The sequence below is a fragment of the Sulfitobacter marinus genome, from assembly GCF_900116285.1.
GTDB lineage: Bacteria > Pseudomonadota > Alphaproteobacteria > Rhodobacterales > Rhodobacteraceae > Sulfitobacter > Sulfitobacter marinus.
Window position 1 is genome coordinate 680,692 of record NZ_FPAJ01000001.1, and the last position, 20,159, is coordinate 700,850.

The 20,159-nt window shown below is 57.1% G+C and carries 20 protein-coding genes; 16 read left to right on the top strand and 4 right to left on the bottom strand.

Features of this window, described 5'->3' with window-relative positions:
* Positions 1-7: 7 nt before the first annotated feature.
* The 10 genes from BM347_RS03330 (at position 8) to lpxB (ending at position 9,904) form a co-directional block, all read left to right on the top strand.
* On the top strand, positions 8-802 hold the full coding sequence (locus BM347_RS03330; protein WP_093914967.1) for a phosphatidate cytidylyltransferase: 795 nt from the start codon (positions 8-10) through the stop codon (positions 800-802).
* A gap of 6 nt (positions 803-808) precedes the next feature.
* Entirely contained in the window at positions 809-1,984 is a 1,176-nt protein-coding gene (gene dxr, locus BM347_RS03335) for a 1-deoxy-D-xylulose-5-phosphate reductoisomerase (RefSeq protein ID WP_093914968.1), read from the top strand.
* A gap of 4 nt (positions 1,985-1,988) precedes the next feature.
* Positions 1,989-3,341 carry an RIP metalloprotease RseP gene (gene rseP, locus BM347_RS03340; protein WP_093914969.1) on the top strand — a complete coding sequence of 451 codons (1,353 nt, stop codon included), beginning with the start codon at positions 1,989-1,991 and terminating at the stop codon, positions 3,339-3,341.
* A gap of 101 nt (positions 3,342-3,442) precedes the next feature.
* A complete protein-coding gene (locus tag BM347_RS17755; RefSeq protein WP_281247833.1) occupies positions 3,443-3,568 on the top strand; it encodes a hypothetical protein in 126 nt (41 codons plus the stop codon).
* A gap of 231 nt (positions 3,569-3,799) precedes the next feature.
* A complete protein-coding gene (gene bamA, locus BM347_RS03345; RefSeq protein WP_093914970.1) occupies positions 3,800-6,067 on the top strand; it encodes an outer membrane protein assembly factor BamA in 2,268 nt (755 codons plus the stop codon).
* Positions 6,068-6,092: 25 nt separating this feature from the next.
* On the top strand, positions 6,093-6,635 hold the full coding sequence (locus BM347_RS03350; RefSeq protein ID WP_245764169.1) for an OmpH/Skp family outer membrane protein: 543 nt from the start codon (positions 6,093-6,095) through the stop codon (positions 6,633-6,635).
* 68 nt (positions 6,636-6,703) lie between these two features.
* Positions 6,704-7,162 carry a 3-hydroxyacyl-ACP dehydratase FabZ gene (fabZ, locus tag BM347_RS03355; protein WP_093914972.1) on the top strand — a complete coding sequence of 153 codons (459 nt, stop codon included), beginning with the start codon at positions 6,704-6,706 and terminating at the stop codon, positions 7,160-7,162.
* Positions 7,162-7,944 (top strand): acyl-ACP--UDP-N-acetylglucosamine O-acyltransferase, encoded by a 783-nt coding sequence (gene lpxA / locus BM347_RS03360; protein ID WP_093914973.1) that lies wholly within the window; start codon positions 7,162-7,164, stop codon positions 7,942-7,944. The genes fabZ and lpxA overlap by 1 nt, the downstream gene beginning before the upstream one ends.
* Positions 7,944-8,735 (top strand): LpxI family protein, encoded by a 792-nt coding sequence (locus tag BM347_RS03365; RefSeq protein ID WP_093914974.1) that lies wholly within the window; start codon positions 7,944-7,946, stop codon positions 8,733-8,735. The genes lpxA and BM347_RS03365 overlap by 1 nt, the downstream gene beginning before the upstream one ends.
* A complete protein-coding gene (gene lpxB, locus BM347_RS03370; RefSeq protein ID WP_093914975.1) occupies positions 8,732-9,904 on the top strand; it encodes a lipid-A-disaccharide synthase in 1,173 nt (390 codons plus the stop codon). The genes BM347_RS03365 and lpxB overlap by 4 nt, the downstream gene beginning before the upstream one ends.
* A 50-nt stretch (positions 9,905-9,954) precedes the next feature.
* On the opposite strand, the gene mnmA is transcribed toward lpxB, so the two are convergent.
* Positions 9,955-11,097, bottom strand: a complete 1,143-nt coding sequence (mnmA, locus tag BM347_RS03375; protein WP_093914976.1) for a tRNA 2-thiouridine(34) synthase MnmA — start codon at positions 11,095-11,097, stop codon at positions 9,955-9,957.
* Between the two features lie 134 nt (positions 11,098-11,231).
* On the opposite strand from mnmA, the gene sciP reads away from it, so the two are divergent.
* From sciP to BM347_RS17760, 5 genes are all read left to right on the top strand, one after another.
* Positions 11,232-11,510 carry a CtrA inhibitor SciP gene (gene sciP / locus BM347_RS03380; protein ID WP_093915402.1) on the top strand — a complete coding sequence of 93 codons (279 nt, stop codon included), beginning with the start codon at positions 11,232-11,234 and terminating at the stop codon, positions 11,508-11,510.
* 99 nt (positions 11,511-11,609) lie between these two features.
* Entirely contained in the window at positions 11,610-12,329 is a 720-nt protein-coding gene (ctrA, locus tag BM347_RS03385) for a response regulator transcription factor CtrA (protein WP_093914977.1), read from the top strand.
* Positions 12,330-12,413: 84 nt separating this feature from the next.
* Complete coding sequence (gene ligA / locus BM347_RS03390) at positions 12,414-14,534, top strand: NAD-dependent DNA ligase LigA (protein WP_093914978.1); 2,121 nt, start codon at positions 12,414-12,416, stop codon at positions 14,532-14,534.
* Entirely contained in the window at positions 14,531-16,621 is a 2,091-nt protein-coding gene (gene recG / locus BM347_RS03395) for an ATP-dependent DNA helicase RecG (protein WP_093914979.1), read from the top strand. Before ligA ends, recG begins: the two co-directional genes overlap by 4 nt.
* Positions 16,622-16,720: 99 nt before the next feature.
* Positions 16,721-16,849 (top strand): hypothetical protein, encoded by a 129-nt coding sequence (locus tag BM347_RS17760; RefSeq protein WP_281247834.1) that lies wholly within the window; start codon positions 16,721-16,723, stop codon positions 16,847-16,849.
* Positions 16,850-17,052: 203 nt separating this feature from the next.
* On the opposite strand, the gene BM347_RS03400 is transcribed toward BM347_RS17760, so the two are convergent.
* A complete protein-coding gene (locus BM347_RS03400; RefSeq protein ID WP_093915403.1) occupies positions 17,053-17,514 on the bottom strand; it encodes an iron-sulfur cluster assembly scaffold protein in 462 nt (153 codons plus the stop codon).
* Between the two features lie 73 nt (positions 17,515-17,587).
* On the opposite strand from BM347_RS03400, the gene hisI reads away from it, so the two are divergent.
* Positions 17,588-17,947 carry a phosphoribosyl-AMP cyclohydrolase gene (gene hisI / locus BM347_RS03405; protein ID WP_093914980.1) on the top strand — a complete coding sequence of 120 codons (360 nt, stop codon included), beginning with the start codon at positions 17,588-17,590 and terminating at the stop codon, positions 17,945-17,947.
* 9 nt (positions 17,948-17,956) lie between these two features.
* Here the strand turns inward: hisI and gluQRS are convergent, their stop codons facing one another.
* Both gluQRS and trmFO read right to left on the bottom strand, forming a co-directional pair.
* A complete protein-coding gene (gene gluQRS / locus BM347_RS03410) occupies positions 17,957-18,796 on the bottom strand; it encodes a tRNA glutamyl-Q(34) synthetase GluQRS (protein ID WP_093914981.1) in 840 nt (279 codons plus the stop codon).
* On the bottom strand, positions 18,793-20,145 hold the full coding sequence (trmFO, locus tag BM347_RS03415) for a methylenetetrahydrofolate--tRNA-(uracil(54)-C(5))-methyltransferase (FADH(2)-oxidizing) TrmFO (RefSeq protein WP_093914982.1): 1,353 nt from the start codon (positions 20,143-20,145) through the stop codon (positions 18,793-18,795). Before trmFO ends, gluQRS begins: the two co-directional genes overlap by 4 nt.
* Between the last annotated feature and the right edge of the window lie 14 nt (positions 20,146-20,159).

The following is a 20,159-nucleotide window of genomic DNA, read 5'->3' on the forward strand; positions in this document are numbered from 1 at the left end:
TTGTCCTATGACGGGAACTTCGGAAAAATGGTCTGACCTGGCAGCACGGGTCGGATCGGCGATTGCGATGATCGTGATCGGCCTTGGTGGTATCGCAATGGGCGGCCCGATTTTTCATGTCTTGGTGGCCATAATTTGCGGGCTGATGGCGTGGGAACTGGTGGGCATGTTGAACCCCGACCGCCCTCAGGTTAAAATCCAGATGGGTCTGCTTGTCGGCGGCGCGACGCTTGCAGCGATCTATCTGCCAATGGGGTATGCCTTGCCCGTCCTGCTGGCCCCGGCGCTGGTCGGCTTTGGGCAGCTCGAAAAACACCGCACGATTTTCATGTGTTTTACCGTCATGATCATGCTGGCGGGTTTTGGGTTGGTCCAAATTCGCGACGGCTATGGTTTTGGCTGGATGATGTGGTTGGTGGTGGTCGTTGTGATTACCGATGTGTTTGGCTATTTCGCGGGCCGTGCGATTGGCGGCCCGAAATTCTGGCCCCGCGTCAGCCCCAAGAAAACATGGTCCGGCACGGCCGCTGGTTGGGTTGGTGCTGCCATTGTGGGCTATCTTTTCTCCGTCAACACCGGCATCGGGATGCAGTTGGTCGGTGTTTCCGTTGCGGTGTCCATGGCGTCGCAAATGGGCGATATGGCCGAATCCGGTATGAAGCGGCGGGTAGGGGCCAAAGACAGTTCGAACCTGATCCCCGGCCATGGCGGTTTGTTGGACCGGTTTGATGGTATGCTCGGGGCGGCTTTGTTCTTGCTGATCATTGGCCAGTTTCTGACGATCACCCCGACCTTGAACTGATCCCATATGAAACGGCGTGTCAGTATATTCGGGGCCACCGGCTCTATCGGGCAAAATACCATTGATCTGATCCGGCGCGCGCCTAAGGATTATGATGTCGTGGCGCTGACGGGTGCGGGCAATATTGCGCAGCTTGCGGCGGATGCCAAAGAACTGGGCGCAGATATTGCAATCACGGCCCATGACACTCTGCTTGATGATCTGCGCGACGCCTTGCAGGGCAGTGGGGTTCAGGCCGCCGCCGGGGCCAACGCCATCCGCGAGGCGGCGACCCGCCCGGCGGATTGGGTGATGTCGGCCATCATCGGTGCGGCGGGGCTGGCACCGGGGATCGAAGCACTGAAGCAGGGATCGACACTGGCACTGGCCAACAAGGAATCGCTGGTCTGTGCGGGCAAGTTGATACTGGATACGGCCCAGACCCACGGTGCCGCAATCCTGCCCGTGGACAGCGAACATTCCGCTATCTTTCAAGCGCTGATCGGTGAGGATATGGCCGCCGTCGAGCGGATCATCATCACGGCCAGCGGCGGCGCCTTTCGCGATTGGCCGATGGAAAAGCTGGCGGATGCGACGTTGGATCAGGCGTTGAACCATCCCAATTGGGACATGGGGCCGCGGATCACCATTGATAGCGCATCAATGTTCAACAAGGCGATGGAAGTCATTGAAACTCATGAGTTTTTCAATATCAACCCGGCGCAAATCGAAGTCTTGGTACACCCGCAATCCATGATCCATGCGCTTGTCGGGTTCAATGATGGCGCGCTGATGGCCCATGTGGGACCACCTGACATGCGCCACGCCATCGGCTTTGCCCTGCATCACCCGCAGCGTAAACTACTGCCGGTGGAACGGCTGGATCTAGCCAAGATCGGCCGTTTTGAATTCAGCACCCCGGACGAAGCGCGTTGGCCCGCATTGCGTTTGGCGCGCGAAGTGATGGAACGCGGCGGCATGGCGGGGGCTGTGTTCAACGCCGCCAAGGAAACCGCGCTGGACGGCTTTATTGACGGTCGCTTGGGGTTCACGCAGATGGCCGAAGTGGTTGAAGACACGCTAAACCGGTTAAATTCGGATAACGGGCTGATTGATGCGGGTATGACCCTTGATAACGTGGCGCAGGTGGACCATCTGGCAAGACAGGCAGCACAGGCCATAATCAAAAAAAGGGCGGCATAGCGTTTTGGATATTTTTGCACTGATACCTCAATTTGGCGGGCTGATCTGGACGCTCTTGGCCTTTGTGATCGCGCTGTCGGTGATTGTCGCGATCCATGAATACGGCCACTACATTGTGGGGCGTTGGTCGGGCATTCACGCTGATGTGTTTTCACTGGGGTTCGGGCCGGTGTTGTACAGCCGGGTGGATAAACGCGGCACTGTCTGGCAGATCGCTGCACTGCCGTTTGGCGGATATGTGAAATTTGCAGGCGACGCGAATGCGGCGTCGGGCAAGGATGACGCTGCGATGGAAGCGGCGCAGGATGATCCCGTCCGCTTGCGCAGCACGATGCACGGTGCCCCGTTGTGGGCACGCGCGGCAACAGTTGCGGCGGGTCCGCTGTTCAACTTTGCCATGTCGATTATCATTTTCACCGTGATTGCCTTGCAGGTCGGTGTGCCAAAAGATCCGCTGACCGTCGGCGACATGCGCCCTTTGCCCTTTGAGCAGTCCGAACTTCAACCGGGTGATGAAATTCTGTCAGTGGCGGGTATTGATATCCCTTCGGCAGATGATGCTACCGCCTATGCAGACGCGTTTGACGCAATCCCGTTGGGGCAGCCGCTCTATTATGATGTGATGCGCGACGGGCAGCAAATGACCGTGCCGGGCCCCTATCTCATGCCGACATTGGTCAAGCAAGTTATGCCACAATCGGCGGCTTACGAGGCGGGGCTGGTCGCAGGCGATGTGATCACGGAAGTCGACGGCGCGCCGATCTTTGCCTTTAGCCAGCTCAAGAAATTTGTGGAAGCGTCCGAAGAACGGCCGTTGTTGCTGACCGTCTGGCGGGACGGTGAAACGCTTGAGTTTACCCTTCGCCCCAAGCTGGTTGATGAACCCCAGCCCGACGGCAGTTTCAAGTCACAGACGCGGATTGGCATCGCGGGCGGCACAGCCTTTGACGCGGCCACCACATCCCCCGGCGTGCTGGATGCGCTATGGGCTGGCGTGGCCAACACGGGCCGCATTATCGAAGGGTCGATTTCCGGCCTTAAGCATATGATCATCGGGAATATCAGCACCTGTAACCTGTCCGGCCCGGTTGGTATTGCCCAAACCTCTGGCGCGATGGCGGCCCAAGGCGCGCAATCGTTCATCTATTTCATCGCGGTGTTGTCAACGGCGGTGGGGCTGCTGAACCTGTTCCCAATCCCCGCGTTGGATGGCGGTCATCTGGTGTTCTATGCCTATGAGGCCGTGACCGGAAAACCACCGAGCGATGGCGCGTTGCGGTTCTTGATGACCATTGGGTTGACGCTTGTGCTGGCATTGATGGTCTTTGCGCTTGGCAACGATATTTTCTGCCCCTAAGGGCGGAAGATATGTGTTCGCCGCAATATCGCCATAATTAGCGAAAAGTTTCGCCTTATTTGAGCGCTAGTCATTTTGCTGTGTGAGCAAAGGGGTATCTCATGAATGCGATCAAATCCAACTACCGTGGCCTAAGCCTTTTGATCGATCTCAACTGGGACCGTGCGATTTACTTGGGCGCTTTGATCCTTGCGCTGGCTGCGGGGGCCTGCCTCGGCTCTGCCTAAGCTTTCTACCTGTTACAATCTGACCGCGAAACAAGCCGATTGAAGCCCTTATTCGGGGCGCTTCATCGGCTTGTTGCTTTTGACAATGGGCGTTAATTTGTCTAATCAGATTCAAAATAGATTCAAATACAGGTGTATCAAATGCGGCATGAAAATGGGTTGGGCAATTCCGTCCGGTCGTCGGCGGTAATGCCATTCTCAAGATCGCTGCGTAGCGCTTCATTTTGTGTAATGCTATCAATTGCTTGGCTCGTTCCTGGGTCACCGGGGCAGGCTCAGAATTACCAATTCAGCACCATTCAGATCGAAGGTAACAACCGGATCGGCGACAGCGCCGTTCTAAGCCGTGCTGGAATCGTGCGGGGCCGTGCTGTGTCAGGTGGTCAGTTGAATGACGCTTACCAAAACCTGCAGGCCAGCGGGCTGTTTGAATCCGTTGCGATTGAACCGCGCGGCGGCACACTGGTGATCTCAGTTGTCGAATACCCTACCATCAACCGCATCAGCTTTGAGGGTAACGCCCGCATCAAAGACGATGCGCTGGCCGCGATGATCGGCTCGGACGCACGCCGCGTCTTTAACCCTACGCAGGCCGAAAAAGACGCGAATTCCATCGCCGAGGCCTATAGTAACGATGGCCGCATTTCGGCACGGGTCCAGCCCAAGATCATTCGCCGCAGCCAAAACCGCGTTGATCTGGTGTTTGAGATTTTCGAAGGCGACAACGTCGAGATCGAGCGCCTGAGCTTTGTCGGCAACCGTGTTTATTCCGACCGCCGTTTGCGCCGCGTCTTGGGAACCAAACAGGCGGGTCTGTTCCGCGCTTTGATCAAACGCGATACTTTTGTGGCGCAACGCACGGATCTTGACCGTCAGATGTTGCGTGATTTCTATAATTCGCGTGGCTATGTCGACATGCGGATTTCCGCCGTGAACGCCCAACTGACCGAAGAACGCGACGGATATTTCGTGCAGTTCAACATCCAGGAAGGTCAGCAGTTCAAGTTCGGCGATATGTCGGTCACCTCGACAATCAACGGCGTTGATCCGGCCGTTTACCGTAATATCGTCAAAGCCAAGTCCGGCGGTGTCTATTCGCCCACATTGGTTGAGACCGATATCGCGCGGATGGAACGGCAGGCGATCCGGGACGGCATTGATTTTATGCGGATTGAGCCGGTCATTACACGCAATGATCGCGATCTGACCTTGGATGTAGAATACCGCATTACCCGTGGGCCGCGGGTTTTTGTCGAACGGATCGACATCGAAGGCAACACAACAACGATGGACCGCGTTGTCCGCCGCCAGTTTGACAGCGTTGAGGGTGATCCGTTCAACCCCCGCGAAATCCGCGCCAGTGCCGAACGTATTCGCGCGCTTGATTATTTCGAAACTGCTGAGGTCAACGCCCGCGAAGGGTCAAGCGCCGAACAGGTGGTGATCGACGTCAACGTTGTCGAAAAACCAACCGGGTCTCTGAACTTTGGTGGGTCGTTCTCGTCCACAGACGGCGTTGGTGTTGCGGTCAGCTTTGCCGAGGATAACTTCCTTGGGCGCGGGCAGAAACTGAACTTGACGGTCAGCACCGCAGAAGACGCAAAACGCTATGGTCTAGGCTTTGTCGAGCCCAGCCTGCTGGGCCGCGACGTGGCCTTTGGCCTGAACCTTGATTACGTGGAAACCAATTCGTCCTACGCGACCTTTGATTCCGAACGTTTGACCTTTAGCCCCAGCCTGTCCTTCCCGGTCAGCGAAAATGGCCGTCTGCAGCTACGTTATAGCTATGAAGACTTCGAGATGATCGCCCGCGATCCAGCAGAGCATGGACCTGTCATTGGCAATGACATCGCCGCAGGTTCGCAAACCGCGTCGTCTGTGGGTTATACTTTCAGCTATGACACGCGCCGGGCCGGCATTGACCCAACCACTGGCATGTTGCTACAATTCGGTCAGGACTTTGCCGGTTTGGGTGGCGATGCGAAATTCGTCAAAACAACCGCCAAGATTGTTGGGGAAAAGCAAATCTTCAACGAAGAAATCACCCTGCGAGCCAGCCTTGAAGGCGGCGCGCTGGCGTGGAATGAAGGCACCAACCGCGTTGTTGATCGTTTCTTGCTGGCCCCATCCATTATGCGCGGTTTTGAGGCTGGTGGCATCGGCCCACGTGACCAAAGCGGCAGTTTCGATGATCCGCTGGGTGGTAACCTTTATGTGGTTGCCCGGTTCGAGGCTGAATTCCCCATCGGCTTGCCCGAGGAATACGGCATCAACGGCGGTGTGTTCTATGATGTGGGCAACCTTTGGGACCTGTCTGACGTAAACACAACAGGTGGTAACATTGTTGGCGAAGACGGTTCGTTCCGCCATGTCATCGGCTTTTCGATCTTCTGGGAGACACCAGTTGGGCCGTTGCAATTCAACGTCTCAAAGGCCTTGCAAAAGGAAACCTATGACGAGGATCAATCGTTCGAAGTCACCCTGAGAACCCAGTTCTGATGACCAGATGCGTCTGAAACAATTGATGATATGTTTGATCCCGGCCTTGTCGTTATTGACGGGGCCGGGATTTTCGCAGCAGGCCGGCGGCCCTGCGGCAGGGGCCTTGATCCAAAGTCCGATCCTGACCATCGATTCCGATCGCGTTTTTAACGAAAGCGCCTTTGGTCTACGGGTCGCAGCCGAAATCGAAGCACAAAGCGCGCAGCTTTCTTCAGAAAACCGCAAGATTGAAAAAACTCTTGAGGCAGAAGAAGAAAAACTGACCGCGCTGCGCAAGACAATGAACGCCGAGGCTTTTCGTGCGATGGCCAATGCCTTTGATGAAAAGGTACAGCAGACCCGCCAGACCCAAGCGGCCAAGGGACGCGCGCTGAATGACCTGGTCGAGCAGGAGCGCGAGTTGTTTCTGAATGCCGCAAGCCCCGTGCTGGAAGAACTGATGCGTGACACAGGTGCGGCCGTGATCCTTGAGCGCCGCTCGGTTTTTGTGAGCGCAAATGCCATCGACATCACCAATCAGGCCATCGCGCGTCTGGATGCATCACTTGGCAGCGGGAAAGACTAGACCGCCCGCTTGCTCAAGCGCTGCAATATTGCTAGCCACACGTAGTTTTTTAAAAGACAGGACCCGCAATGACTGACACCCTGCCAAGCGCTGACATCCAGATGATCCAGCGGATCATTCCCCATCGTTACCCGTTTTTGCTGGTTGATAAGGTGGTCGAAATTCAGGGCACTGAAAGCGCCGTGGGCATTAAGAACGTGACCATGAACGAACCGCATTTTCAGGGGCATTTCCCCGGCCTGCCGATCATGCCCGGCGTCACAATCGTCGAGGCGATGGCCCAAACCGCAGCGGTGATGGTCGGTGTAACCCTCGAAATGGCGGATAAGGAAATGAAGGTCTATTTCATGGCCATCGACAAGTGTAAATTCCGCCGCAAAGTCGTCCCCGGTGACGTATTGCAGATGGAGCTGACAACCCTGCGCGGCAAGCCAGGCGGCAAGGTCTGGCGCTTTGGCGGTGTCGCCAGCGTCGAGGGTGAGATGGCTGCCGAAGTCGAATTCACAGCCATGATGGACATGTCCTGATGGGGCATATTCACCCAAGTGCGGTAATCGAAGAGGGCGCGCAGATTGACCCGTCGGCCAGCGTTGGGCCGTTTTGCGTCGTTGGCCCTCAGGTCGTGCTGCATGCGGATGTGGTTCTGAAATCCCACGCCATTGTCACCGGCCAGACCGAGGTCGGCGCGGGCACGGTTATCTTTCAGTTTGCCGTGATCGGTGAAATTCCGCAGGATTTGAAATTCAAAGGCGAGGCCAGCCGTCTGGTTATCGGCAAGCGCAACCGCATCCGTGAACATGTGACAATGAATTGCGGCACCGAAGGCGGTGGAGGGCTGACCAAGGTCGGTGATGACGGTCTGTTTATGGCGGGCTGTCACGTGGCCCATGATGCCATTCTGGGCGACCGGGTGATCATGGCCAACAGCAGCGCCGTCGCAGGCCATTGCATTATTGACGATGACGTGATCATCGGCGGGCTTGCGGGCATCCATCAATTCGTGCGCATCGGCCACGGCGCCATCATCGGTGCCGTAACGATGGTGACCAATGATGTGATTCCTTACGGGCTTGTGCAGGCCCCTCGGGGGGCCTTGGACGGCTTGAACCTTGTCGGGTTGAAACGGCGCGGCGTTGCCCGCAGCGATATCACGGCATTGCGGGCGGCATTCCAGATGTTGGCCCAAGGCGAGGGCACATTCCAAAACCGGGCACAGCGCTTGGGCGAGGAAACCGAAAGCGACTATGTGCGTGAGATCGTCGATTTTGTCATGGCCGATACGGGCCGTCATTTTCTGACACCGGGCTGATGCTGGCGCTGATCGCAGGGGGCGGCGGACTGCCCCAACGGGTGGCAGCCACGCAGGCAGATGCACCAGTTGTATGTAGCTATGAGGGCGTACCCGTTGAGGGGCTGGCGCCCGCGCTGACGTTTCGGCTAGAAACTCTTGGCAGCTTGATTAAGGCTTTGAAAGAAAAGGGCGTTTCCCGCGTCTGTTTCTGTGGCAGCGTACCGCGCCCGCGTTTTGACCCGTCAAAGCTGGACGCGGATACGATGCCTCTGGTGCCGTTGTTTCAAAAGGCCTTGGCGGCCGGTGATGACGGTGCCCTGCGCGTGTTGATCGAGATTTTCGAACAGGCCGGCATGGCGGTGATTGCCGCCCATGAACTGGCACCGGATCTGTTGACGAAAGCCGGCATTCTAGGCGCGCATGGTCCTGATGCCGCGATGGAGCAGGACGCGACCCGTGCCGCACAAGTGGTCGCGACGCTTGCGCCCTTGGACATCGGGCAGTGTTGTGTTGTTGGCGGTGGTCAGGTCTTTGGGATCGAAGCCATCGGCGGCACCGATCATTTGCTGGCCACCTTGCCAGAGCGGGTGAAAACCTCGCGCGCCATCCTGTTCAAAGGGCCGAAACCCGGTCAGAGCCGCTTGATCGACATGCCCACCATTGGACCCGCGACGATCGAGGCGGCCTACAATGCAGGGCTTGCAGGTGTCGTGATAGCGGCGGGCGGCGTGATTGTTCTGGAGCCTGAAAACTGTGCGACCCTTGCAGATAAGCTGGGTCTGGTCCTTTGGGCGCGAGCGCCGGAATGAAGGTGTTTATCATCGCGGGCGAACCCTCGGGGGATCGCTTGGGTGGTGCCCTTATGGCCGGGTTGAAATCCCTGCGCCCTGATGTGACGTTTGAGGGAATCGGTGGCAGTGACATGACCGCCGAAGGCCTGCAAAGCCGGTTCGATATGTCCGAATTATCAGTCATGGGCATCGCCGAGATCCTGCCGAAATACCGCGCGCTGATGGCCCGAATTAACGAGACGGCCGACGCGGTGATTGCAGCGCGGCCCGACGTGATGATCACCATCGACAGCCCCGATTTTTCGCTGCGCGTGGCCAAGCGGGTCAAGGCAAAGTCCGACATTCGCACGGTCCATTACGTCGCCCCCACCGTTTGGGCATGGCGCCCCGGTCGCGCCAAAAAGATGGCCCGCTATATTGATCATGTATTGGCGCTGTTCCCGTTCGAGCCGCCGTTGATGCAGGCCGAAGGCATGGATTGTGACTTCGTGGGGCACCCGGTTGTGGCCGAACCTGTTGCGACGCAGCACGAAGCGGATGCGTTTCGCTCGGACTTCGGGATTGGCGACGCGCCGATTTTGATGGTTCTGCCCGGATCACGGCGGTCAGAGGTGGCCAAGCTTTCGGGTGTATTTGGCGATGCCGTGGCACGGTTTGCCAAAGGCGTGCCGGATTTACGCGTTGTCATCCCTGCGGCAGGCCCCGTTGCCGATGCCGTTATGGAGGCCTGTCAGGGCTGGGACGTCATGCCAATTATCCTCGATCCACGCGGGCTAAGCCGAGAGGACGCACAAGCGCGCAAGCTGGCAGCATTTCGCGCGGCAGATTTGGCGCTGGCGGCGTCTGGAACGGTTTCGTTGGAACTTGCTGCTGCTGCGACCCCGATGGTCATTACCTACCGCATGCATTGGCTCAGCTTTCGTTTGATCAAGGCGATGGCACTGATTGATACCGTGACCTTGGTGAATTTGGTATCCGACACCCGTGTCGTGCCGGAGTTTCTGGGCCCTGACTGTACGCCGGATCAGATTGCAGGCGGATTAAGGGATGTGTTCGAAGCGCCTGACGCGCAAAAAGCAGCGATGACGCTGACGATGGCGCGGTTAGGGCAGGGTGGTGAGGCCCCCGGTCTGCGCGCGGCGAGGGCTGTTTTGGACCGGATGGCGGTGGTTTCACGGGACGAATGAGGGGCGCTGCCCCTCAAACTCCCCGGGATTTTAATCCATTTGGAAGTATTTTAGCCTTTGTGGATCCAACCGCCGCCAAAGATCCGCGAGCTTTCGGGATCGTAAAACACGCAGGCTTGGCCCGGCGAAACGCCTTCCTCTGGCACCAGCAATTCAACCTCGGCTGTGGTGTCGCTGATCGGGCGCAGGATGGCGTCGATCGGCGGGCGTGTTGAGCGTACTTTGACGGCGATTGGCCATTCGGATTTTGACATTAGTGGGGTGTCGCCCAGCCAGTTGATCTCGCGCAGCGGGACGGTGCGTGTGGCCAGCATGGATTTCGGACCCACGACGACTTGGGCTTTATCGGCGTCAAGGCGCACGACATACAGCGGATCGGCGAGGCCCCCAATGCCAAGCCCGCGGCGTTGGCCGATGGTATAGTTGATCACCCCGTCGTGGCGCGCCAGAACGTTGCCGTCTGTGTCGACGATATCGCCTGGGTTTGCGGCCTCGGGGCGCAGTTTGCGGATGACGGCCGCGTAATCGCCATTTGGCACAAAACAGATGTCTTGGCTGTCGGGTTTGTCCGCCACGCTCAGCCCGTATTTCTCTGCAAGCGCGCGCGTATCGTTCTTGGAAGGCAGGTGCCCCAAGGGAAAACGCAGGTAATCGAGCTGTTCCTTGGTGGTGGAAAACAGGAAATAGCTTTGATCGCGGTTCGCATCGGCGGCGCAGTGCAGTTCCGCACCGTTCTCGCCCATTTTGCGTTGGATGTAGTGACCGGTCGCCATGCAATCAGCATCCAGATCCTTGGCGGTTTCAAGCAGGTCTTTGAACTTCACCCGCTCATTGCAACGAATGCACGGAACCGGGGTCGCGCCGCCCAGATAGCTGTCGGCGAATTCATCGATGACCGCATCTTTGAACACGTTCTCATAGTCGAGCACATAGTGGGGAAACCCCATGTCTTCGGCCACGCGGCGCGCGTCGTGAATGTCGATACCCGCACAGCAGGCACCCTTTTTCGCCAGAGCTGCACCGTGGTCGTAAAGTTGCAGGGTGACACCAACGACATCATAGCCTTCCTCGGCCAGCATCGCGGCCACGACCGAGCTGTCAACGCCGCCCGACATGGCGACGACAACCCGCGTGTCGGCCGGGGCTTTTGCAAAGCCCAATGAGTTCAACGGCGGTGTGCGATCGAGTGGCATGAGAATTCTCCGGGAGGTTTGATGCGATATATAAGAAAATGCGCCGTATTCTCAAGGGGGCACTTCATATGTCCTTAAGGCTACCGATCAACAATCGCTTTTATGACTAGGATTGGTGAATGGTGGTAGATGGTATGTATCTAAAGAAAGTCGACGGGCCGAGGGCGGTCACATTGCCGGACGGAACAACGTTCAGTCATGCGGATTTGCCTGATCGGGCGACCCGCAGATGGGTCGCATCACGCAAGGCGGCGGTGGTGCGCGGTGTAGTCTATGGATTGATTAGTCAATCTGATGTATTTGAGAGATACAGTATTAGCGAGGATGAGTTCCTTGAATGGGTCCGGGCTGTGTCAGAGCATGGAGAGGCAGCCTTGCGCACGACGGCGTTACAAAAATACAGGCAACTCTAGGTTGTTTTTGTTTTGATTATATGCCATTAACGTGTGATTAATTGTTTTTGTCCACGGTGTGCTTGGGTAGACCACAGAATGAAGTAGCGGAGAAACCGAATGCGCGTATTGCTGGTAGAAGACGATCCTACAACCTCAAAAAGCATCGAAATGATGCTGACCCACGCCAATTTGAATACATATGCGACCGACTTGGGGGAGGAAGGGATCGATCTGGCAAAGCTGTATGATTACGATCTTATCCTGCTTGATCTGGATTTGCCGGACATGAACGGGCACGAGGTTCTGAGACAGCTTAGACTCAGCCGAATTGAGACGCCTATTCTCATTCTCTCGGGGTCCGATGACACTGAAAGCAAGATCAAAGGGTTTGGTTTTGGTGCCGATGATTACCTGACCAAGCCATTTCACCGCGAAGAACTGGTCGCGCGCATTCATGCAATCATCCGGCGGTCCAAGGGGCATTCCCAATCGGTTATCAATACCGGAAAGATTTCGGTCAATCTAGATGCCAAGACTGTCACTGTGGATCAAAAGACCGTGCATCTGACGGGCAAAGAATACCAAATGTTCGAATTGCTGAGCCTGCGCAAAGGCACGACATTGACCAAAGAAATGTTTCTCAACCACCTTTATGGCGGTATGGACGAGCCCGAATTGAAAATTATCGACGTCTTCATCTGCAAACTGCGTAAAAAGCTAAGCGTCGCAACAGGCGGTGAAAATTACATCGAAACCGTTTGGGGCCGGGGCTATGTCCTGCGAGATCCCGAACCGACGGCAATGTCCGGACAAGAGAAAATGGCCGTCGGACTTTGATCCGGCGGGTGTGATATCTGCTAGACCTGCCAAAGATGCCTGCGTATTCATGCACCAGTAGTGACAGTAAACTGGGGCAGGGCCTTGAATTCAGATATCGCCGTTCGCGACCTCACGGAAACCCAAGCACGGGCTGAGTTAGAGGAACTCGCATCCATCCTTGGGCAAGCCAATCTGGACTATCACGGTGCCGATGCGCCACGGATCAGCGATGCAGAGTATGACAGGCTCAAGCGACGCAACGCGCAGATTGAGGACAGGTTTCCCTCCCTCAAACGTGGCGATAGCCCCAGCGAGCAGATCGGGGCAGGCCCGTCCGAAGGGTTTTCCAAAGTAACCCATGCGGTCGCGATGCTATCGCTGTCCAACGCTTTCGATGATGAGGACGTGATTGATTTCGATGCGCGGATCCGTAAGTATTTAGGTCTGTCGCAGGAAGCTACGCTTGAATACACGGCCGAGCCAAAGATTGATGGTTTGTCACTATCGCTCCGCTACGAGCAGGGCAAATTGATCCAAGCAGCCACACGCGGCGATGGGGCGGTTGGGGAAAACGTGACGGCCAACGCCAAAACCATCGGCAATATTCCTCAAATGCTGGAAGGTGCCCCCGACCTGCTTGAGGTACGCGGCGAGGTATATATGAGCCACGCCGATTTTGAGGCGCTCAATACCCGCCAATTGGCCAACGGCGGCAAGCCCTTTGCCAACCCGCGCAACGCAGCGGCGGGGTCGCTGCGTCAGTTGGATCCCGAAATCACCCGTTCACGCCCGCTGAAATTCTTTGCTTATGCTTGGGGTGCTTTGTCCGCGCCGTTGTCGGACACCCAATATGGGGCGATCAAACGTCTTGAGGGCTTGGGCTTTTCGATCAACCCACTGACGGCGATCTGCAAAACACCGCAGGATCTGATCGATCACTATGCGAAGATCGAAGAACAGCGCGCAACGCTTGGTTACGATATCGACGGCGTGGTTTACAAAACCAACGATCTGTCATTGCAAGAACGCTTGGGCTTTCGGTCGACGACCCCGCGTTGGGCCATCGCGCATAAATTCCCCGCCGAACTGGCCTGGACGCGGCTTGAAGATATTACGATTCAGGTGGGGCGAACCGGGGCCTTGTCCCCTGTGGCACGGTTGAAGCCTGTCACCGTCGGCGGTGTCGTGGTGTCCAACGCCACGCTTCACAACGAGGATTACATCAAAGGGTTGGACAGTAAGGGCAATAAAATCCGATGCGGCAAAGACATTCGCGTCGGTGATTGGGTTCAGGTGTATCGCGCAGGCGATGTAATACCTAAAATTGCTGATACTGATCTAAGCAAACGCCCCGCCGATACCGAACCCTATGAATTTCCGACCATATGCCCCGAATGCGGTAGCGACGCGATCCGCGAAGAGGGGGACGCCGTGCGCCGTTGTACCGGCGGGTTGATCTGCCCGGCGCAGGCTGTCGAAAAATTGAAGCATTTTGTTTCCCGCGCAGCTTTTGATATCGACGGTTTGGGCGCAAAACAGGTCGAACAGTTCTATGCCGACGGCTGGATCAGCGAGCCCGCAGATATTTTTACGCTGAAAGAACGTTTCGGCAGTGGCATGCAGCAGTTGAAAAACCGTGAGGGTTGGGGCGAGAAATCAGCGGAAAAGCTATTTCAGGCGATCGAGGATAAACGCAAAATACCTCTCTCTCGTTTAATCTTTGCCCTTGGTATTCGTCATGTGGGCGAAGCCGCATCAAATCTTGTGGCCCAACATTATAGCACCTGGACCGGGTTCGAGGCCGCGATGGCCCAAGCGGCACCGATGGAAGGGCCCGCTTGGGATGATCTGATTGGTGTCGATGGCGTGGGTGCGGTGATGGCGCAATCTTTGGTTAACAGCTTTAACCAAGAGGCCGAGCGCGCGTCGATTGACCGGCTTGTGGCGAAGTTAACCATTCAAGAAACCAAGCGCCCCTCGACCGAAGGGTCACCCGTCGCGGGCAAAACGATTGTGTTTACCGGCACGCTTGAGAAAATGAGCCGCGCAGAGGCGAAAGCGCGCGCGGAACGTTTGGGCGCGAAAGTGTCGGGATCGGTCAGCGCCAAAACGGATATCTTGGTGGCCGGGCCGGGCGCGGGCTCCAAGGCGAAAAAGGCCGCTGATCTGGGGATCAAGACGTTGGACGAAGACGAATGGCTTGACCTGATTGCAGGCTTATGACGGGCCGGCCCGAACCCCTTTTCCCGCTGTTCGCGGGGCTTGAAACCCTTGAAGGGGTCGGGCCGAAAACGGCGCAGCATTTCGCACAGTTGAACATTCTCGCACCGCGTGACCTGCTGTTTACACTGCCATATTCCGGGATTGACCGGCAATTGCGGCCGACCATCAAAGACGCGATTTTGCCCGACACGGTGACCGTGGTCATCACCGTCGGCCCACACCGGCCCGCGGCGAATAAAACCGGCGCGTACCGCATCCATGTCGAAGATTCGCAAACGTCGTTTCAACTGGTGTTTTTCCACGCGCGGGGGGATTATCTTAAACGCCAATTGCCCGAAGGATCGCGTCGGATTGTGTCCGGGCGGGTCGAATTATTCGACGGAATGGCACAGATGGTGCACCCCGACTTTATGGTGGCCGATGATGAAGCAGACCAGGTACCCGCGTTCGAGCCTGTCTATCCGTTAACCAGCGGGATCACGCAAAAACTGATGTACAAGGCCACGCGGGCGGCGCTGGCCCGGGCACCCGAATTTGACGAATGGATTGATCCGTCGCAGAAAGCCAAGGCTGGTTGGCCCGATTTCAACGTGGCGATCCACGCCGCCCATGACCCTGAAACCATGGCCGATTTATCGGCGACGGCCCCCGCACGGGAACGGTTGGCCTATGATGAATTCATGGCGCATCAGTTAACGCTGGCCTTGGCCCGCGCCAAGGAACGGCGCAAAAAGGGCAGGCCCAGCATTGGCACTGGTGAGCTCCAAAAACGGGTTCTGGCCGCGTTACCCTATAAACCGACGGGCGCGCAGACCCGTGCAATTGCAGAGATCGCCGCGGATATGGCCAGCGCGCAGCGCATGAACCGGCTGTTGCAGGGCGATGTGGGCGCGGGCAAGACCTTGGTCGCATTTATGGCACTGCTGGCGGCGGTTGAATCCGGCGGGCAGGGCGTGTTGATGGCCCCGACAGAAATCCTTGCGCGTCAGCATCTTGAGGGGCTGCAACCGCTTGCTGAACAAGCCGGTGTGGTTCTGGAAATCCTGACCGGCCGCGACAAAGGGGCCGAACGACGGGCCAAATTGGCCGCCTTGGCGAGTGGTGCGATCCAGATTTTGGTCGGCACCCATGCAGTATTTCAGGCCGATGTCAGCTTTGCCGATTTGCGCCTTGCCGTGGTTGATGAACAGCACCGTTTTGGCGTGCGGCAACGGCTTGAGCTGGGGCAAAAGGGCCATCTGGCGGATGTGTTGGTCATGACGGCAACGCCGATCCCCCGGTCCCTCGCGCTGGCGCAATATGGCGATATGGACGTGTCGGTCTTGGATGAAAAGCCAGCGGGGCGCAAACCGATCCGCACGGCCTTGGTCAGTACCGACCGCATTCCCGAAGTGGTCGAACGCCTGCGCGCCGCTGTTAACGAAGCGCGGCAATGCTATTGGGTTTGTCCGCTGGTCGAAGAAAGCGAGGTCAGCGATCTGATTGCGGCTGAGGAACGGTTTAAGCGCCTGCGCGCAACACTGGGCGAAGGCGTGGTTGGCTTGGTGCACGGGCAGATGCCGCCCGCTGAAAAAGACGCCGCCATGCGAGCGTTCCAGAATGGTGAAACCAAAGTGCTGGTGGCGACGACGGTGATCGAGGTTGGCGTTGACGTGCCCAATGCCAGCATCATTGTGATCGAACACGCCGAAAGCTTTGGTTTGGCGCAGTTGCATCAGTTGCGCGGCCGTGTGGGGCGGGGGCAGGCGGAATCAACATGTCTGCTGCTGTACAAATCCCCGCTAAGCGAGACAGGCAAACAACGGCTCGAAGTGCTGCGCGAGACGGAGGACGGGTTCGTGATCGCGGAAACCGATCTTAAGATGCGCGGCACCGGTGATTTGATCGGTACGGCACAATCGGGTGTTCCGCGTTTTCGGGTCGCCGATCTGGAACGTCAGGCCGCATTGATGCAAACTGCCCAATCCGACGCCCGCAAATTGCTGGCCGATGACCCCGAACTGGCGAGCCCCCGAGGGCAGGCCGCGCGGATGTTATTGTGGCTCATGCGGCAGGATGAGGCGATCCGTTTGATTACAGTGGGTTAGCGGATACACACCCTTTTTGTTCGCAAATGTTCTTAAAAAGTTCTTTACAATTCGTGAAAGAAATGAGAACAAAGAAGCAACAGAGAGTGGAGCACGCACATGACAATGCTGAGAACAGTCAAAGCCATCGCCAAACGGTCGCAAGATACCATTTTACAAGATGCTGTTGGTATGGCCGCCTTGGTTGTGATCCTTGTTGCCGGTTTGCATATCCCCTCTTTTGTTTGACTTCTGCCTGCGCATTTTGTGTCGCATTGATTTGGAAAACGCATCGGTCCCAAACTTCATGCGTTCAACCACACTGCCTGTACTGGTTGAGATTGCCGATTGTCCCCTCGGCACCGGATTAACGCGAGCCTGCACAAATATAGCGTGACTACGCCGCCATCCCTTTGGATGTGCGGCGTTTTTTTTGGCCGCTCTTTGGAGGATTAACGGGCTTGGACAACGCCTTCGGTTTGGCTTTGCTGCATTGCTTCGGCCAGTGCCTCGATCGTGAGCAGGATCGACGCATGCCGGTTTTTATAGTCCACGGCGGGCGTCAACACCTCGAACCCATCAAAAGGCGCGTCAGGAACCGGGCCTTTTCCCTTGAGCATCGCTTTGAGCTGGTCGCGCGCTGTTTCAATCTGGGGCAAGGTGGTGCCGATTGCCGCCGCACCAGATACAGCCGCCGCCGCCTGACCCAATGCGCAGGCTTTGACGTCTTGGCCCATCTCGGCCAGTTTGCCGTCTTTCACAACCACATCCACCGTTACCGTGGACCCGCAAAGGGGGGAACGCCGCGTGACCGTCGCATCGGGATGATCCAACCGCCCAACATGTGGAATGTCAGCCGCCAAGCCCAAAATTCGGGCGGAGTAGAGCTTGATCAGATCCGTGTCGGCACTCATGGCTGTTCCTTTCTGCGCGTACATCCTACATAAGCCACTAAACGGATGATGCAAAAATAAATTGGGGATCCTCATGGAATTCGATCCAAGCACATTGAAGTATAACGAGGCCGGGCTGATCCCCGCAATCGCCCAAGATGCCACATCGGATGAGGTGCTGATGATGGCCTGGATGAACGCCGATGCCGTGCGCCAAACGCTAGAGACGGGGCGGGTCACCTATTGGAGCCGCTCGCGGCAATCCTTCTGGATCAAGGGCGAGACCAGCGGCCACATTCAGGAACTGGTAGAGTTCCGCATCGACTGTGACCGCGATTGTCTGCTGGTCATTGTGAACCAGACCGGGGCGGCCTGTCACACCGGTCGGCGCAATTGCTTTTACACCTTGGTCGATAATGGTGTCGAACATATTACGCTGGAGGTTATGGATTAATAACGCCCTCTAAATACCTACTATTAAACGAATATCTTGCGGCGATGCGCCCTGATCTCGATACAGCGATATCGCCCGTGCGTCGTCACGTTTGGCCAAGCGTTTGCCATGTTCATCGCGGATCAGTTTGTGGTGATGGTAAAGCGGCGGCTTATGCCCAAGCAAATGCAGCAACAGCACCTGTACTTGCGTAAATTCAAACAGGTCAATCCCGCGCACCACATGGGTGATCCCTTGGGCGATGTCATCTAGGGCTGAGGCAAGGAAATAGGCCGCCGTGTGAATGTCCTTCCGCCCGATCACGATATCACCGACCGATTGAATGATCTCATCCCGGTCAATGACATGAACGCCTTTTCTCAAATCGCCAAGCTCGGTAAATGCCAATTCCTTGCCGGCCAAAGCGTCCATCGCGCGGTCCATATGCAGACGCAGCGCGTCGGTCGGACCACGCTCGGACATGCTGCGGTTTTTGCAGGTCTGCGGGTAGATCGCATGTGGCACTCCTTCTTGGGGAGCGGCCAAGGCGGCGGTGATGTCCTTGCGACTACACCGGCAGGGGTATGTTAGCCCCATTGAAATCAAGGCCTCAACGCTTTGATTATATGCATTAAAATGTTCGGACTGCATCAAGGGTGGCGCATCCCAAGTAATGCCCAACCACGTCAGATCATCGATGATTTGCGCAATATACTCGGGCTTTGACCGCTCCAGGTCCGTATCCTCGAACCGCAGTAGAAACTGGCCGCCCGCCGCGCGCGCCATGTCATGGGCCAGCAGCGCGGAATAGGCATGCCCCAGATGCAGCGGCCCCGTCGGGGACGGCGCAAATCGGGTCACAAAACTCACGCGGAAACGGGCGCGCCGTTCAGCCAGGCCTGCCAGTCTTGCTTGGCGCGGTCGGTATAGGCTTTGTAGCGGTCCTTGCGGCCACGTCGGCCGGATTTCAGCCCTTCAACCGGGGGAAACAGGCCGAAATTGACATTCATCGGCTGAAACGTCTTTGCCTCAGCCCCGCCGCTGATATGGGTGATCAACGCGCCGGTCGCTGTTGTCGGTGGGGGCGGTGCGGCGGCTTCGCCCTTAATCTCGGCCACGGCCAAACGACCCGCCAGCAGACCCATGGCAGCACTTTCAACATAGCCTTCAACGCCAGTGATCTGACCCGCAAAACGGATGTTGGGCTGGCTGCGCAGGCGCATCTGATCGTCCAACAACGTCGGAGAGTTCAGGAATGTATTGCGATGAATGCCGCCAAGCCGCGCAAAGGACGCGTTTTCAAGGCCGGGGATCATCCGCAAAACTTCGGTCTGCGCACCGTATTTCATCTTGGTCTGGAAACCGACGATATTATAAAGCGTACCCAGCTTGTTATCGCGGCGCAGCTGCACCACGGCGTAAGGTTTGTTCTCGGGATCATTGGCATTGGTCAGTCCAACCGGCTTCATCGGGCCAAAACGCAGGGTCTCGCGGCCGCGTTCGGCCATCACCTCGATCGGCAGGCAGCCGTCAAAATAGCCGGCGGTTTCGCCTTCTTTAAACTCGGTTTTATCGGCAGCAAGCAACGCGTCGATGAACGCCTCGTATTGATCCTTGGACATCGGGCAGTTGAGGTAAGCGGTGCGCTCTTCCTCGGTCTCGCCCTTGTCATAGCGCGATTGCATCCACGCCTTGGTCATGTCGATGCTGTCATGATAGATGATCGGCGCGATGGCGTCGAAAAACGCCAGCGCCTCGGCACCGGTTTCAGCCGCAATCGCCTGCGCCAAATTGCCCGAGGTCAGCGGCCCCGTGGCGATGATCCAATGGCCGTTGCGCGGCAGCTCGGTGATCTCGCCATACTCAACAGTCACATTCGGATGAACCATCAGCGCGTCAGTTACCGATTGAGCGAATGGATCGCGGTCAACGGCCAGCGCACCGCCCGCTGGCAGGCGGTGTTTTTCCGCTGTGGCCATGATCAACCCGTTGGCCGCGCGCATTTCCCAATGCAGCAGGCCGACCGCATTTTGTTCATTATCATCCGAACGGAACGAATTTGAACACACCATTTCCCCCAGTAAACCGGTCTGATGGGCAAAGGTGCCGACCTTGGGCCGCATCTCGTGAAGAACGACCTGAATGCCAGCGTTCGCGGCCTGCCAAGCGGCCTCTGATCCGGCCATTCCGCCGCCGATGATATGAAGTGTTTGTGTCATACGAGCGATGTAGG